Origin of the sequence: Micromonospora sp. NPDC049089, assembly GCF_040648775.1 — a bacterium.
Classification (GTDB): Bacteria; Actinomycetota; Actinomycetes; order Mycobacteriales; family Micromonosporaceae; genus Micromonospora.
Genome location: NZ_JBEZEH010000190.1, coordinates 1 through 14,184, shown reverse-complemented (window position 1 = coordinate 14,184; position 14,184 = coordinate 1). Strand labels below are relative to the sequence as shown.

Sequence of the window (14,184 nt, the reverse complement as noted above, 5' to 3'; positions counted from 1 at the left end):
GCGCAGCGGCCCGAGGGGGCCGCTGTCGCGGCGCAGCAGCAGGCCGACCTCGCGGGGCAGCTCCACCGTTCCGCTCGCCGTGGACGAGCCGGTCGTCGCCGGGACCAGCAGCCGGTTGTCGACGAGCCACCGCACCGGGGAGCCGGTCGGCGCGCCACCGTTCGTCGGGTCGGTGAGGACCGGGTCCGCCGCGCCGAGCGGCGGTGCCTGCAACGCCCCCGGCGGCACGCTGCCCACCGGCGGGCCGGCCGCCAACCGGTCCAGGATCGCCCGGGCCGAGGGCGGGGCGGCGAGCACCGTCCGTCGCAGCTTCGCCGGGTCCGCGCAGAGCGCGGCCGCGCGCGGGTCCAGCTCCGCGGCCGGTCGGCCGAGCCCAGCGGGGTACGGGGAGACTTCGTCGACGGCGGGCAACACCTGGAGCGCGTGTTCCGGGCCGTACAGCAGGAAGAGCGCACGCAGTCGGCCCACGGCGGCCCGGACGGCCGTCGGAGCCGGCGGGTGCGGCCCGGCGGTCGCCATCGCGAGCACGGTGTCGGTGGCCGTGGTGGCGTCGTCCGGGTTCCGGGTGAGGCGGGCGGCGTCGAGGATCTGGAGGGTGAACTGGTCCAGGCCGTCCAGCGCGCGGGCCACGGAGACCCGGGACTGGGCCCGGATGGCCAGGGCGGAGACGTCGGCCGGCACGGGCACGACGAGGTCGGGCCGCAGTTGGAGGAGCGCGGCCAGTGACTCGTCGGGCAGCGACCGCAGGTGGTCGGCGAGTGAGGTGGTCATCGTCTTTCCACGCTAGCCCGGCACCGGGCTTCCGCGCCCCTCGGACGTCCGGTCGGCTGGGAGTAGCCGGTACGTTTCTCGACATGCCCGCACTGACCGTCGGATTCGACCTCGACATGACCCTGGTGGACTCCCGCCCCGGCATCGCCGCGGCGTACCGGGCGTTGACCGCGAGGACCGGTGTGCCGGTCGACGCCGAGCTGGCGGTGTCCCGGCTCGGGCCGCCGCTGCGTACCGAGATCGCGCACTGGTTCCCGCCGGATCAGGTCGAGTCGGCCGTGCGGGTGTATCGCGAGCTGTACCCGGCGTACGCGATCACCCCGACGCTCCTGCTGCCCGGCGCGCGGGAGGCGATCGAGGCGATCCGTGCACGCGGTGGCCGGGTGCTGGTCGTCACGTCCAAGATCGGCCGGCTGGCCCGGTTGCACCTGGACCACCTCGGTCTCACTGTCGACGAGTTGGCCGGCGACCTGTTCGCCGAGCAGAAGGCGACCGCTCTGCGGGAGCACGGCGCTACCCACTACGTCGGTGACCATGTCGCGGACATGGTGGCGGCGGCAGCGGCCGGGGTGCCCGGCATCGGTGTGGCGACCGGCCCGTGCTCCTCCGATGAGCTGCGCGCGGCCGGGGCGGAAGTGGTGCTGGAGGAGCTCACCGAATTCCCAGCGGCGCTCGACGGGATGATCCAGCTAGCCTTGGAGCAGTAGCGGCTCAAGTGAAGCAGGGGTTTTCAGGTGCCTACGGGTCGAGTGAAGTGGTACGACACGGCCAAGGGATACGGCTTCGTCACGAGTGACGAGGGCGGCGACGTGTTCCTGCCCAAGGGGGCGCTGCCGGCGGGTGTCACCGACCTCAAGGGTGGCCAGCGGGTCGACTTCAGCGTGGTGGACAGCCGCCGGGGCTCGCAGGCCATGGGGGTCAAGCTGCTGGACGCGCCGCCGTCGATGTCGGAGCTGCGCCGTCGGCCGGCTGAGGAACTGCACGGCCTGGTCGAAGACATGATCAAGGTGCTGGAGGCGAAGGTCCAGCCGGACCTGCGCCGGGGTCGATACCCGGACAAGAAGTCCGCGCAGAAGATCGCTCAGCTGGTCCACGCGGTGGCCCGCGAGCTGGAGGTCTGAGGCACCAGGCCGGCGGTGGCGGCCCGGTCGAGCAGTGCCGCCACCGCGGCGAAACCGGCCTCGCCCAGGTCCGCTGTGAACTCGTTGACGTAGAGGCCGATGTGCCGGTCGACCACGTCGAGTTCCATCTCCTGGGCGTGCGCCAGCACGTACTCCCGGCTGGCCTTCGGGTCCGCCCAGGCCTGCCGGACCGACTCGCGGACCCAGGCGGCCGCGGCCTGCGGGTCGACCGCCCCGCGTCGGGCCAGGATCGCGCCGAGGGGGATGGGTAGGCCGGTGTCGGCCTCCCACCATTCGCCGAGGTCGACGAGGGCGCTCAGGCCGTGCCGGTGGTAGGTGAACCGGGCCTCGTGGATGACCAGCCCGGCGTCGTAGCGCCCAGCCGCCACGCCCGGCATGATCTCGTGGAACGGCACCACCTCGATCCGGGCCGGTGGCCGCCCGGCCGACCAGAGCCGGAACAGCAGGTACGCGGTGGTCCGGTCACCCGGCACCGCCACAGTGGCACCGGTCAGGTCGGTGCGGTCCGGGCCGCCGTCGCGGTCGCCCCGGGTGAGCACCAGCGGACCACAACCGCGACCGAGAGCGCCGCCGCAGGGCAGCAGGTGGTAGTCGTCGAGCAGCCAGGGCAGCGCCGCGAAGCTCACCTTCACCAGGTCGAACGCGCCCTGCTCGGCCGCCGTGTTGGTGACGTCCACGTCGGCGTACGTCACCTCGACCGGCGGTGCGTCGGGCACCCGCCCGTGCACCAGCGCGTGGAAGACGAACGTGTCGTTGGGGCAGGGCGAGATCGCCAGGGAGAGCGCCACACCCTCACGGTAGTCCCGCCCTCAGCCCAGCTTTCGCGCCCACCCCGCCCCGTGTGATCCGCGTCGGAGATCCGCGACGACCGGCTGGTGGGACCGGACCGGACCGGACCGGACCGTGGCCGGTTGCCGGCGGCTGCGTGGCCGCCGGCCCGTTGTGTGCGCGGAGGCCGGGCACGTGTCTCGGACTCCCTTTGGAGCTGATGTCGCGAACGAATCGCGCTGGGCTCAGGGCGCAGCGGTGCGGAGTCGTGATGCGAGGCCATGCCTTCCGAACGCCTGCTGGTGCGCGCAGGCCGTGATGATGTCGTAGACGATTCAGCTCCAAAGGGGGCTTGCGGAGTAGGTCGTCCACCGAGCCGAGCGGTTGTCCACAGCTTTATCCACAGGTCTGGCCGGGGTGTTGATAGTGCGCTGACCAGCGGGGAGCATCGGTCTGTGACCGAGGCGAGTGATCACACGGCCGAGACCAGCGGGGTCGATCTCGGTCCGGCGCTCCGCGCTCTGCGTCGGCGGGCCGATCTGAGTCAGCGGCAGTTGGCCGAGAGATCCGGGGTGCCGCAGCCGACGCTCGCCCGGATCGAGTCGGGGCGGGCGCTCGATCCCCGATTCCGGACAGTGGAACGCCTCGTCCGGGCGGCCGGTGGGACGCTGGCCGTCGGCGTCCCACCGGCTGTCTCCGGCGTCACCGAACCCGCGCCGGTTCCGCACGACGACATGCGCGACGAGGCGGGCCGCCGATACCCGGCTCACCTGGACGTCTGGCCGGTCCACGAGCCTCGGGACTGGCCCGGCGCCTGGTGGGCGGAGTGGTACCGGTTGCCGCCCGAGCGGTATCCGCTCCCGCTGCCGCCGGCCGCCTACGAGCTGAACCGGCGCTATCGCGACAACCGGCGGTGGGCTGCCGATGTCCGAAGGACTGCGCAGGTGCGCCGGGTGCTGGCCAGCGACCTGCCGGCCACCTGCTGGCGCTACGTCGCCGAGCTTCCCGACGGCACGCTGGTTGGTGAGCTGCGGGCCCATGAGCGCAGCCCGTTCCTGGAGTTCGGCGAGTGGCATCCGGACATGCCGGAGCGGGAGATGGTGCTCGACGGCGTGCTTGTCGACGCCCGGCACCGGCGGTTGGGGCTCGGGCGACGGCTGGTCACCGCGCTCGTGACCGGGATGCGCGAGGCGGGCATCGACGACGCGGTCGCTGTCGCCGAGGGGTTCGGCACCGACCTGCTGCTGGCGTGCGGTTTCGAGATCGAGGCACGCCGCGCTGCCGCACTGCGCCTGGGCAAGCGCCGCTTTTTCTGAGCGTCGGCCGGGGTCAGCGAAGTGCCGGGGCTGCTGCGGTCAGGGCGGCCAGGGCTTCGCGCAGCCGCCAGGCGTCCCGGTCGCGGGGGCCGATCGGGTTGGAGATCGTGCGCAGTTCGGCGAAGGGCACCCCGGCCTGCGCCGCGGCGACCGCCACGCCGTACCCCTCCATGGCTTCGGCGACCGCTTCCGGATGCCTCCGGCGCAGCTCGTCGGTGCTGGCCATGGTGCCGGTGACGGTGCTGACCGTGAGCACCGGGCCGGCCGTGGCCGTCGGGAGGGCGGCTCGCAGTGCCGCCAGCAGGCCCGGGTCCGCCGGGACCCTGCTGCCGGCACCGAGCAGCGCGGGCGGCATGCCCAGCTCGTCGACCGGGATGAAGCCGTCGGGCGACTCGGCACCCAGGTCGGCGGCGATGCTGGCGGTGCCGAGCACCGTGTCGCCGACCTCGGCCCGCCCGGTGAAGCCGCCGGCAACGCCGGCGCTGACCACCGCACGGTACGGACGACCGGCGGCCTCTGCCAGCGCCAACAGCCGGGCGGTGGCGGCACCGGCGAGGGCCGGGCCCACACCGATCGGGGTGACGGTCACGCTGGGGTCGGTCAGCCCGGAGCGGACCGCGTCCGCCTCGGCTGGAACCGCCGTCACCACCAGCAGCCCGGTCACGAAAGTGAGCCGGGGGACTCGCGGCGGGTTTCGTCGTCGGCCCCGCCACCCGGGCCGCCAACGGCCGACGACGGGCGGTAGATGTGGTAGCCCGGCGGGGCGAGGCTCGGGTCGTCGTACTGCGGTGAGCTGGTCCGGGCCGGGGCCGGTGAGGTCGGTGTGGGGTCCCCGGGCTCGTCCGCCGGCTCGTCCGTCGGCTCGTCCTCAGTCAGCTCGTCGTCACCGAGCGGTCGGCCGGCCAGCTTCTCACCGCGCAGCCGGGCGGCGGCCAGCACACCCCGGATCGCCGCCAGTACGCCGACCCCGGCGGCCACGGCGATGCCCATCCGGCCGTCGAACGGCACCAGCCCGAGCCCACCGCCGGCGACGAAGGCGAGCATCAGCACCGTCTCGGAGTGGGCGAAGGAACTGGCCCGCAACCGTTCCGGGATGCGCTCCTGGATCGAGGCGTCCACCGCCAGCTTCGCTATCCCGCTGGCCAGCGCGGCGACAAGGCAGAGCAGGGCGACCATCAGCAGCGAGAACTGGATGACGGCGAGCACCGCCACCCCGGCCACGATGATCATGCTGCTGGACTGGATGGCGGTCGGCCGGTGGATGCGCAGCCGGGTGCCGATGGCGGTGGCCAGGAAGGTGCCGACCGCGAGCGCGCCGCCGACCACGCCCAACGCCCACTCGGCGCCCAGATCCCGGCCGAACACCACTGTCGTCAGGTCGCCCTTCTTGATCGCGAAGGCGAGGAAGAGCAGCAGGAAGCCGTAGAGCGCGCGTAGCGTCGCCGCGCCGATCAGGGTGGCGATCACCAGCCGGCCGGACGGTCGGCCCCGGCCCAGCGGCCGGTCGCCACGGCGGCGGCCCAGCGCGCGCAGTGGCCGGGGGACCCGCTCCGGTGGCTCCGAGTCGGCCTTTGGCGGCAGCCGCAGGGAGATCACCATGCCGACCAGGAAGATCACCGACGCGACCCGCAGCGGCCACTGCGGCCCGAACCAGAACGCGGCCAACCCGATCGGCGCCACCAGCGCACCCGCGACGGTGCCGTAGACGCTGGCCCGGGCACCCACCTGGGACAGACCGAGCCCCTCCGGCAGCAACCGGGGCACCGCCGCGGATCGGGCCACGCCGTACGCCCGGGAGAGCGCGAGCACCCCGAACGCGGCCGGATAGAGCCCGAAGCCGTGGATGTAGTCGGAGATCAACCAGGCCAGGAAGGCGCGCCCGAGCATCGTCGCCGCCAGGGCGTACCGCCGGCCGTGCCGGAAGTGATCCAGCAGCGGGCCCACCACCGGGGCGAGCATCGCGAACGGCACCATGGTCACCAACAGGTAGAGCGCGACCTTGCTGCGAGCCTCGCCGAGCGGCACGTTGAAGAAGATCGTGCCGGCCAGGCCGATGGCGATCAGGGTGTCACCGGCGCAGGAGAGCGCGTGCAGGTCGAACAGGCGAACCATGCCGACCTCGCCGCCGGCACCCCGGGCGCGTGCGCGACCGGCCCGGCGGGTCACCCAGCGGCCGCTACCCACCGAACCACGCAACAGCAGACGGATGGCGCGAATGCCGGTGCCGACGGTCCGCCCGAGGACGGAACGCCCGGAGCGGGAGTACGACGGCATGTGCACCATCCTCGCCCATCTGATCCGGGTACGCCGCACCACCGCTGGGAAAGGTTCCCCGGGAGTCCCTGTCACCCCTGCGAGGCGCATGGGGAACAATGGTCGGGTGACCAGGCCCGTCTCCACCCGTGCCGCCCGTCTCGACCAGGTCTGCGCCGCCGCCGTCGAGGTGGCCCGCGCCGGCATCACCGAGGTGGGCTCCGACGATGTCGGCGACCACCTGCAGGTCGTCGCCGAGGGCGACCGGCTCGTCACCCACTACTTCGAATGTCGCCTCGCCGGCTACAACGGCTGGCGCTGGGCGGTCACCGTCACCCGGGTGCCGCGTAGCAAGACGGTGACCATCTGCGAGACGGTGTTGCTGCCCGGCCCGGACGCGCTGCTCGCGCCCGGCTGGCTGCCCTGGCAGGAACGGCTCAAGCCGGGCGACCTGGGTCCGGGTGACCTGCTCCCGACCTCGCCCGACGACGATCGACTGGTCCCCGGTTACCTGCTCTCCGACGACCCGGCGGTCGAGGAGACGGCATGGGAGTTGGGCCTCGGCCGCGCCCGCGTGCTCTCCCGGGAGGGTCGCATCGACACGGCGCAGCGCTGGTACGAAGGCGACCACGGCCCCGCCGCGGCCATCTCGTCCGCCGCTCCGACCGCCGCCCGCTGCGGCACCTGCGGCTTCTACCTGCCGCTGGCCGGTGCGATGCGGCAGGCATTCGGTGCGTGCGGCAACTTCTACGCTCCCGACGACGGCCGGGTGGTGAGCGCCGACCACGGTTGCGGCGCCCACTCCGAGACGTTGATCGAGGCGGCCGAGACCGCTGTCGACGAGCTGCCCACTGTTTACGACGACAGCGCGGTGGAGGCCATGTCGGTCAGCCGGGCTCCGGGCTCGGTGGAGGCCGCTGAGCCGGCGGAGCCGTACGGGCACTCCTGATCGTCCGCGCCGGAGTGCTCCGGCGCGGCGGCCAGCTCACCTTGCGCGGCGACGTCGTCGGTTGGCGTCGTGCCGCATCATCACGGCGAGGCCCGGGAAACCCCACAGGAAGCCGGCGAGGCAGGTCCAGAGCCAGTTCTGGTGACCGTGGTCGGTCAGCCAGCCCCGGAAGAAGATCAGCAGGACCAGCCCGGCCACGGCCCACGCGATCAACCCGGCGAGGGCGAACGGCACCATCGGCGGATCCAGTGGTGCGGGCCGCGGTGGCTGCTCGTTCGGCATTCGGCAAGCGTACGGGATCTACTTCCCCTGCCCGCCGACGATCTGGGACGATGCGCGCGACAACTGGAAGATCACCTGCGAGGACCTGATGGCCGTAGCGCCGCCCGAGAACGGCACACCTTCCAAATCCGCCCCTCCGCGTAACGGTTTCGACCGGTTCTTCGAGATTTCCGCCCGTGGCTCGACGTTGAGCCGTGAGGTACGCGGTGGCCTGGCGACCTTCTTCACGATGGCGTACATCGTGGTGCTCAACCCGCTGATCCTGGGTGGCGCCGTCGACGGTGACGGCAAGAGCCTCCCGATTCCCGCGCTGGCTGCCGCGACCGCGCTGGTCGCCGGCCTGATGACCATCCTCATGGGTGTGGTCGGCCGGTTCCCGCTGGCGCTCGCCGCCGGTCTGGGTGTCAACGCGCTCGTGGCGTACGAGATCGCCCCCGAGATGACCTGGGCAGACGCGATGGGCCTGGTGGTGATCGAGGGTCTGATCATCGCGGTGCTGGTGCTGACCGGTCTGCGGACCGCTGTGTTCCGCTCGGTGCCGACGCAGATGAAGAGTGCGATCGGGGTCGGCATCGGTCTGTTCCTGACCATCATCGGCCTGGTGGACGCCGGTTTCGTCCGGCGCATCCCGGACGATGCCAACACCACAGTTCCGGTCGGCCTGGGCATCGGCGGCAAGCTGGTGAGCTGGCCGATGCTGGTCTTCGTGGTGGGCCTGCTGATCACGCTGGTGCTGGTGGTCCGTCGGGTCAAGGGCGCGATCCTGATCGGCATCCTCGCCTCGACGGTGCTCGCGGTGATCGTGGAGGCGATCGGCAACATCGGCCCGTCGTTCGTCAACGGTCAGCCCAACCCGAAGGGCTGGTCGCTGAACGTGCCGGAGTTGCCGAAGTCGGTGGTCGACCTGCCGGACCTGTCGCTGCTCGGCAAGTTCAACGTGTTGGACTCGTGGGGCCGCGCCGGTTGGCTGGTCGTGCTGATGTTCATCTTCACGCTGTTGATTACGGATTTCTTCGACACCATGGGCACGATGGTCGCGGTCGGCCAGGAGGGTGGGCTGCTCGACGAGCAGGGCACTCCGCCGAAGGCCAAGGAGATCCTGCTGGTCGACTCGATCGCGGCGGCGGCCGGCGGTGCGGCCAGCACCTCCAGCAACACGTCGTACATCGAGAGCGCCGCCGGTGTCGCGGAGGGTGCCCGGACCGGTGTGGCCAACCTGGTCACCGGCGCGCTCTTCCTGCTCGCGATGTTCCTGGCGCCGCTGGTCGTGATCGTGCCGTTCGAGGCGGCGTCGACGGCCCTGGTGGTGGTCGGGTTCCTGATGATGACAGCGGTGCGGACGATCGACTGGTCCGACTACGAGATCGCCATTCCGGCCTTCCTCACCATCGTGTTGATGCCGTTCACCTACTCGATCTCCAACGGGATCGGCGCTGGTCTGATCACCTTCGTGGTGGTCAAGCTGGCGCGGGGCAAGGCCCGGGAGATTCACCCGTTGCTGTACGGGGTGGCCGTGCTCTTCGTGCTGTACTTCCTGCGTGGGCCGATCGAGTCCCTGGTGCTCTGAGGCTCGTCCGGGCGGGGAATCGATCGGGATTCCCCGCCCGTACCATCTGAATCCCCTCGTGAGCCTGGTCATAACGGATGTCGTTAGCCATGCTCATTAGTTAAGCTAACTACTGTGACGGAGCGGACGGTGACGGCGGAACGCGTGCCACCGGCGCAGCTGGCTCCCCAGCTGCGTGATGCGATCACCCGACTCAACCGGCGGGTCCGACAGGCCCGACCGGTCGGCGACCTCACGGTCACCCAGATCTCCGCGCTCACCAGCCTGCGGCTGGCGGGCGCGATGACACCCCGTGAGCTGGCCGACGTGGAGCGGGTGCAGCCGCCGACGATGACCAAGATCGTCGGGAAGTTGGAGGACCGCGGCCTTGTGCAGCGGACACCCCATCCGACCGACGGGCGGCAGGTCATCCTCGCGGCGACCGAAGGAGCGCAGGCCGTGCTCGACCAGTTCGAGCGGGCCCGCGACGAATGGCTGGCCCACCGGCTGGCCGCGCTCGACGAGGACGAACGGGAGACCCTGCAGAGGGCCGCCCAGATTCTTCAGCAGCTCGCTCGCGCCTGAGCCGCGCCCGCGCCACCGGGTCCGTGCCGTCACCTGTCGATGACGCGTACGTCCGAGGAGGCGCACCAAGAGTGCAGGCCAAGCTGAGCACGATGTTCCAGTCCCTACAGGTCCGCAACTACCGGCTCTTCGCATCCGGGCAACTGATCAAACTGATCGGTGTCTGGATGATGTTCATCGCCCAGGACTGGCTCGTCCTCGACCTCTCCGACAACTCGGCGACCGCGCTCGGCGTGGTGACCGCGTGTCAGTTCACCCCGGTGCTGCTGCTCACCCTGTTCTCCGGCCGGCTCGCCGACCGGTACGACAAGCGGGTGCTGCTCTTCGTCGCCAACGCCTTCTGGAGTGTGCTGGCGCTCGGCATGGCGGTGCTGGTCCTCACCGACCTGGTGCAGCTCTGGCACGTCTTCGCCTTCGCCGCGCTGCTCGGCACGGCCAACGCCGTGGAGACCCCGGTCCGGCAGGCGTTCGTCTCCGAACTCGTCGGCACGCCGCTGCTGCCCAACGCGTTGTCGCTGAACGCCGCCGTGTTCAACTCGGCGCGGATCGTCGGCCCGGCCGTCGCCGGCCTGGCGATCGCCGCGTTCGACGTGGGCCCGGTCTTCCTGTTCACCGCCCTCAGCTCGGTCGCGCCCCTGGTCAACGTGGTCCGGATGCGGACGGCCGACCTGCACCGCGAGGCCCTGCTGCCGCGCGACGAGCGGGCGTCCGCACGGGTCATCGACGGGCTGCGGTACGTGTTCCGTCGCCCCGACCTGCTGCTGCCGATGGCTGTCATGTCGGTGATCGGCATGTCGCTGTTCAACTTCCAGCTCACCCTCGCCGCGCTGGCGAAGACGGTCTTCCACACCGGTGCCGCCTCCTTCGGCCTGTTCAGCACGGCGCTGGCCGTGGGCGCGCTCGGCGGCGCGCTCAGCGGCACCGGTCGGCGCAGCCGGCCGTCGGTCTGGCTGGTGCTCGGCGCGGCGATCGCCTGCGCCAGCTTCGGCACCCTGGTCGGTCTCGCCTCGACGTACTGGCTGGTCGTGGCCCTGCTGGTGCCGACCGGCTTCTTCATGGTCTTCTTCGCCCAGGCCGCCAACCAGCGGGTCCAGTTGGGCGTGGACGCGGCCTTCCGGGGTCGGGTGATGGCCCTGTGGGTGCTGGTGTTCCTGGGTACCAACCCGGTCGGCGCGCCGCTGATCGGCTGGGTCGCGGAGCACTACGGTGCCGGTGCCAGCATCTGGATGGGTGGGCTCATCTCGCTGGCCGCCGCGGTGATCGCCCTCACCTGGCAGCTCCGCCACTCCGGTGCCCGGCTGCGTTTCCGGGTGCTGCCGATGCCCCGCTTCTACGTCACCTCCACCGACTGCTGAGGTTTACCGCCGGCTCCGGCCGCATCCGGTTGCGCGGATTGCTCGGATGCGGCCAAATCGCTGGCGGGGTGGCACGGTGGGGCTTAGCGTCGATGCGTGGGAGTCGGACACGCGCTGACGCTGGCCCTGGCGTTCCTCGCCGTGGCCACGCTGCCGGCGGCGTTCGCCCTGCTCTTCTGCTACGACGAGATCCTCGACCGGGTGGTCTGCGGCTGGTCCGAGTGGCGTGACCGCCGACGGGAGAAGCGCACGATCGCCAGACTCGACCGTGCCATCGAGGCCGACGCGCTGACTCGGGACATCGACCTCAGCGAGTTCGACAGCGTCGACCGCCGGCCGCTGGAGCAGCTCGCCGCAGACCTGCGCCGTCTCGGCGGTCAGCGGGTCGGCGGTAGCGGTCGCTCGATGGTCTGGCACAGCGCGCTGCTCCAGGCGTACGACGACCGGCTTCGTCTCGCCTGCCGCGCCCTCGGCATCGCCGAGCACCTCGCCGAGTTGGAGGGCGTCGACCAGGAGATCGAGCGGGTCCGGGTGGAGGGCGTGCTGCACGCCGCCGGTCTGGCCCTTCCGGCGGCCCGCCCCGGGCAGCGGCAGCGACACCGCTGACCCGCCCGCCCGTCGGTCACCGCCGATCCGGTTGCCCGGTGGCCTGGGCAACGGGTTGGGACCCGGTGTGAAGCACCGCGCGGCCCTGCTCGGCGGCGCGGACGATGCTCTCACTGATGAAGTCGAGGAAACGGGCGATGTTCTCCAGGCGGGCGGCGGCGGGGGTCTGCGGGCCGAGAATGGCGACGCCCTGGCGCGCGGTTGCGACGAGTTGGTCGTTGGCCCGGGCGCTGGCGATCGTCGCCTGGTAGAACAGCTCGTCGTCGACCACGTAGCGGTCGCGGCGGCGTTCGTCGCGTTCCCGGCGGACGAGGCTCTGACTCTCCAGGAAGGTGATCGCCTTGGAGATCGACGCCGGGCTGACCTGGAGGCGTTGGGCGAGCTGTGACGCGGTGAGGCTGGCCGAGTCGGTGATGAACAGGTGGGTCAGGACCCGGGCCGCCATCTTGGGCAGGCCCGAAGCCATGAGGACCGTGGTGAACGTCTCCCCGTACTCCGCCACGGCCTCGGCGTCACGTCCATGCTCCTGAGGGAGCGCGGTGGCTCCCGGTGAGGTGACTGTCCTGCGCCGCTGGGCGCGACGTTCGGTGGCGCGGTGGGCCAGCTCGGCGCGGTAGGCGGTGGGGCCGCCGTTGCGCATCACCTCGCGGGTGACTGTCGACGTGGGACGGTCGAGGCGCCGGGCGATCTCCGCGTAGGGAAGGCTGTCGATCAGCCCCAGCGCGATCTGCTGGCGCTCCTGCTGACTGAGTCTGCCTCCCGGCATCACGATCTCCCCGGTGATTCCTCGTCGCGTCCTCTGACTGCCCCACCATAGCGTTCACTCTCCGCCTGTTGCAACGGCTGAAACCTTCATCGTTGCGTTATCTCCAGAACCGTTGCAACACTTTGTGCGGTCTGAGCTGCATCTATGCAACGCCAACGCAACAACCTTGTTGCCTGTCCATGGAAAGCAACGTAGCGTTTCCGTTGTCAGAAAGAACTGCCAACGCAGGAGAACACGATGCAGACGTTCGACACCCCCGCCCCCATCTCGGCCGTCCTCGACATCCCCGCCGGACGGATCCAGTTGATCGCCGCGGACCGCGCCGACACCGTCGTCGAGGTTCTGCCCACCGACCCCTCGAAGAAGCGCGACACCAGGGCCGCCGAGCAGACCACTGTCGCCTACACCGACGGCGTCCTGCGGATCACGGCCTCGGCCCCCGGCAACCCGCTCGTCGGCCCGTCCGGGTCGCTGGAGGTGACCGTTCAGCTCCCCGCCGGCTCCACGATCAAGGCCAGGACCGCCAGCGCAGAACTTCGCGGCGTCGGGCGTCTCGGCGACATCGCCTTCGACGGGGCGTACCGCCAGATCAAGATTGACGAGGTCGCGAGCCTGCGGCTCGCCGCGATCGACGGCGACGTCGAGGTCGGCCGGCTCAACGGCCCCGCGGAGATCAGCACCGCCCGGGGTGACATCCGGATCGCCGAGGCCGTGCGCGGCGCGGTCGTGCTCAGCACCCAGTCCGGCGACATCTCGGTCGGTGCCGCCGCCGGCGTCTCCGCCGCACTCGACGCCGGCACCGGCCACGGCCGGATCAGCAACGCCCTCAAGAACGACGGCACCACGACGCTCGACATCCGCGCCACCACCTCCCAGGGCGACATCACCGCCCGGAGCCTCTGAACCCCACCACGACCAGGCGACAGGAGTACGACATGAACCCAGCTACCAGCTCCCCGTGGGCCGGCATGGTGTCGGTCGACGACACGGCCCTGGCCGTCACCGACACCGGTGGCCCCGGCATCCCGGTGGTCTACCTCAACGGCCAGTTCGCCACCCAGGGCTACTGGCGGCGGGTCATCGCCGAACTGGGCACCGAGTTCCGGCACATCACCTACGACGAGCGGGCTCGCGGCAGGAAGTCGGAGCGCTCAGCCGACTACTCGTTCGAAGCTGCCGTCCGGGACGTCGACGCCGTACTCGCCGCCCGGGGGGTGGCCCAGGCGGTGCTGGTGGGTTGGTCCTACGGAGCGGTGGTCGGGGCGCACTGGGCCAACCGGAACCCGGAGCGTGCCCTGGGCGCGGTCCTGGTCGACGGCGCGTTCCCGCACGACTGGCTCGACGATGCCATGGCGCAACGGATCCGCAAGATGTTCCGACGGATGAACCTGTTCATGCCGCTGCTCCGCCCGACCGGCCTGACCCCACGGATGAACGCCGACCAGATGGCGGACAGCAACATCGAACTGGGCGAACTCTCCCGCGAGCGCGAACTGGGCCCGGTGCTGGACGCCATCAGCGTTCCGGTGCGGTACGTCGTCGCCTCGGGGACGTCCCTCGGCAGTCGCGGGGACGAGCAGGAGCAGATCCGCGCCAGCCTCGACGCGGTGACCGCCCGCAACCCGCACATCACCATCGGGGCGAAGGTCGCCAGCAACCACGGTGCGATCCTCAAGAAGGACTTCCGCGCCGTCGCCGAAGCGGTACGCGGAGTCGCCGCCCTCAGCCGAACCGCACGAAGGACCCTCAACGAGGGTGCGTAGTCGGCCGCTACACCGCCGGGCGGACCATGTCGCTCAGGGAGCTGAGGTTCGAACGCGCGCGTTGACGGGTGACACAAGGTCA

General features: G+C 71.2%; 15 protein-coding genes and 1 pseudogene. 10 read left to right on the top strand and 6 right to left on the bottom strand.

Features of this window, described 5'->3' with window-relative positions; genetic code table 11:
* Positions 1-771: pseudogene (locus AB0B48_RS26430) on the bottom strand (hypothetical protein); the annotation flags it as partial.
* 83 nt (positions 772-854) lie between these two features.
* Between AB0B48_RS26430 and AB0B48_RS26425 the strand changes: the two are divergent.
* On the top strand, positions 855-1,478 hold the full coding sequence (locus AB0B48_RS26425; protein WP_357206227.1) for an HAD hydrolase-like protein: 624 nt from the start codon (positions 855-857) through the stop codon (positions 1,476-1,478).
* 27 nt (positions 1,479-1,505) lie between these two features.
* On the top strand, positions 1,506-1,892 hold the full coding sequence (locus tag AB0B48_RS26420; RefSeq protein ID WP_355004957.1) for a cold shock domain-containing protein: 387 nt from the start codon (positions 1,506-1,508) through the stop codon (positions 1,890-1,892).
* Here the strand turns inward: AB0B48_RS26420 and AB0B48_RS26415 are convergent.
* Positions 1,853-2,701: a 1,4-dihydroxy-6-naphthoate synthase gene (locus tag AB0B48_RS26415; RefSeq protein WP_357206225.1), complete on the bottom strand. Its 849-nt coding sequence runs from the start codon at positions 2,699-2,701 to the stop codon at positions 1,853-1,855. The genes AB0B48_RS26420 and AB0B48_RS26415 overlap by 40 nt on opposite strands.
* A 435-nt stretch (positions 2,702-3,136) precedes the next feature.
* On the opposite strand from AB0B48_RS26415, the gene AB0B48_RS26410 reads away from it, so the two are divergent.
* A complete protein-coding gene (locus tag AB0B48_RS26410) occupies positions 3,137-3,997 on the top strand; it encodes a helix-turn-helix transcriptional regulator (RefSeq protein WP_357206223.1) in 861 nt (286 codons plus the stop codon).
* A gap of 13 nt (positions 3,998-4,010) precedes the next feature.
* Here AB0B48_RS26410 and AB0B48_RS26405 read toward each other — a convergent pair whose 3' ends face one another.
* Both AB0B48_RS26405 and AB0B48_RS26400 read right to left on the bottom strand, forming a co-directional pair.
* The gene (locus tag AB0B48_RS26405) at positions 4,011-4,661 is read right to left on the bottom strand and encodes a futalosine hydrolase (protein WP_357206221.1); all 651 of its coding nucleotides are present in this window, start codon (positions 4,659-4,661) and stop codon (positions 4,011-4,013) included.
* On the bottom strand, positions 4,658-6,271 hold the full coding sequence (locus AB0B48_RS26400; protein WP_357206219.1) for an MFS transporter: 1,614 nt from the start codon (positions 6,269-6,271) through the stop codon (positions 4,658-4,660). Before AB0B48_RS26400 ends, AB0B48_RS26405 begins: the two co-directional genes overlap by 4 nt.
* A gap of 88 nt (positions 6,272-6,359) precedes the next feature.
* Between AB0B48_RS26400 and AB0B48_RS26395 the strand changes: the two genes are divergently transcribed.
* The gene (locus AB0B48_RS26395; protein ID WP_357206218.1) at positions 6,360-7,199 is read left to right on the top strand and encodes a DUF3027 domain-containing protein; all 840 of its coding nucleotides are present in this window, start codon (positions 6,360-6,362) and stop codon (positions 7,197-7,199) included.
* A gap of 36 nt (positions 7,200-7,235) precedes the next feature.
* Here the strand turns inward: AB0B48_RS26395 and AB0B48_RS26390 are convergent, their stop codons facing one another.
* Complete coding sequence (locus AB0B48_RS26390; RefSeq protein WP_091395273.1) at positions 7,236-7,481, bottom strand: DUF2530 domain-containing protein; 246 nt, start codon at positions 7,479-7,481, stop codon at positions 7,236-7,238.
* 88 nt (positions 7,482-7,569) lie between these two features.
* On the opposite strand from AB0B48_RS26390, the gene AB0B48_RS26385 reads away from it, so the two are divergent.
* The 4 genes from AB0B48_RS26385 (at position 7,570) to AB0B48_RS26370 (ending at position 11,573) form a co-directional block, all read left to right on the top strand.
* The gene (locus AB0B48_RS26385) at positions 7,570-9,048 is read left to right on the top strand and encodes an NCS2 family permease (RefSeq protein WP_357206216.1); all 1,479 of its coding nucleotides are present in this window, start codon (positions 7,570-7,572) and stop codon (positions 9,046-9,048) included.
* Between the two features lie 114 nt (positions 9,049-9,162).
* Positions 9,163-9,612 carry a MarR family transcriptional regulator gene (locus AB0B48_RS26380; RefSeq protein WP_357206214.1) on the top strand — a complete coding sequence of 150 codons (450 nt, stop codon included), beginning with the start codon at positions 9,163-9,165 and terminating at the stop codon, positions 9,610-9,612.
* 71 nt (positions 9,613-9,683) lie between these two features.
* Positions 9,684-10,967 (top strand): MFS transporter, encoded by a 1,284-nt coding sequence (locus AB0B48_RS26375; protein ID WP_357206212.1) that lies wholly within the window; start codon positions 9,684-9,686, stop codon positions 10,965-10,967.
* A 114-nt stretch (positions 10,968-11,081) separates the two neighbouring features.
* Positions 11,082-11,573: a hypothetical protein gene (locus AB0B48_RS26370; protein ID WP_357206229.1), complete on the top strand. Its 492-nt coding sequence runs from the start codon at positions 11,082-11,084 to the stop codon at positions 11,571-11,573.
* 16 nt (positions 11,574-11,589) lie between these two features.
* Here AB0B48_RS26370 and AB0B48_RS26365 read toward each other — a convergent pair whose 3' ends face one another.
* Positions 11,590-12,339, bottom strand: a complete 750-nt coding sequence (locus AB0B48_RS26365) for a helix-turn-helix domain-containing protein (protein WP_357206210.1) — start codon at positions 12,337-12,339, stop codon at positions 11,590-11,592.
* 237 nt (positions 12,340-12,576) lie between these two features.
* Between AB0B48_RS26365 and AB0B48_RS26360 the strand changes: the two genes are divergently transcribed.
* Positions 12,577-13,242, top strand: a complete 666-nt coding sequence (locus AB0B48_RS26360) for a DUF4097 family beta strand repeat-containing protein (RefSeq protein WP_357206208.1) — start codon at positions 12,577-12,579, stop codon at positions 13,240-13,242.
* A gap of 32 nt (positions 13,243-13,274) precedes the next feature.
* A complete protein-coding gene (locus tag AB0B48_RS26355; RefSeq protein WP_357206206.1) occupies positions 13,275-14,102 on the top strand; it encodes an alpha/beta hydrolase in 828 nt (275 codons plus the stop codon).
* Positions 14,103-14,184 lie beyond the last annotated feature (82 nt).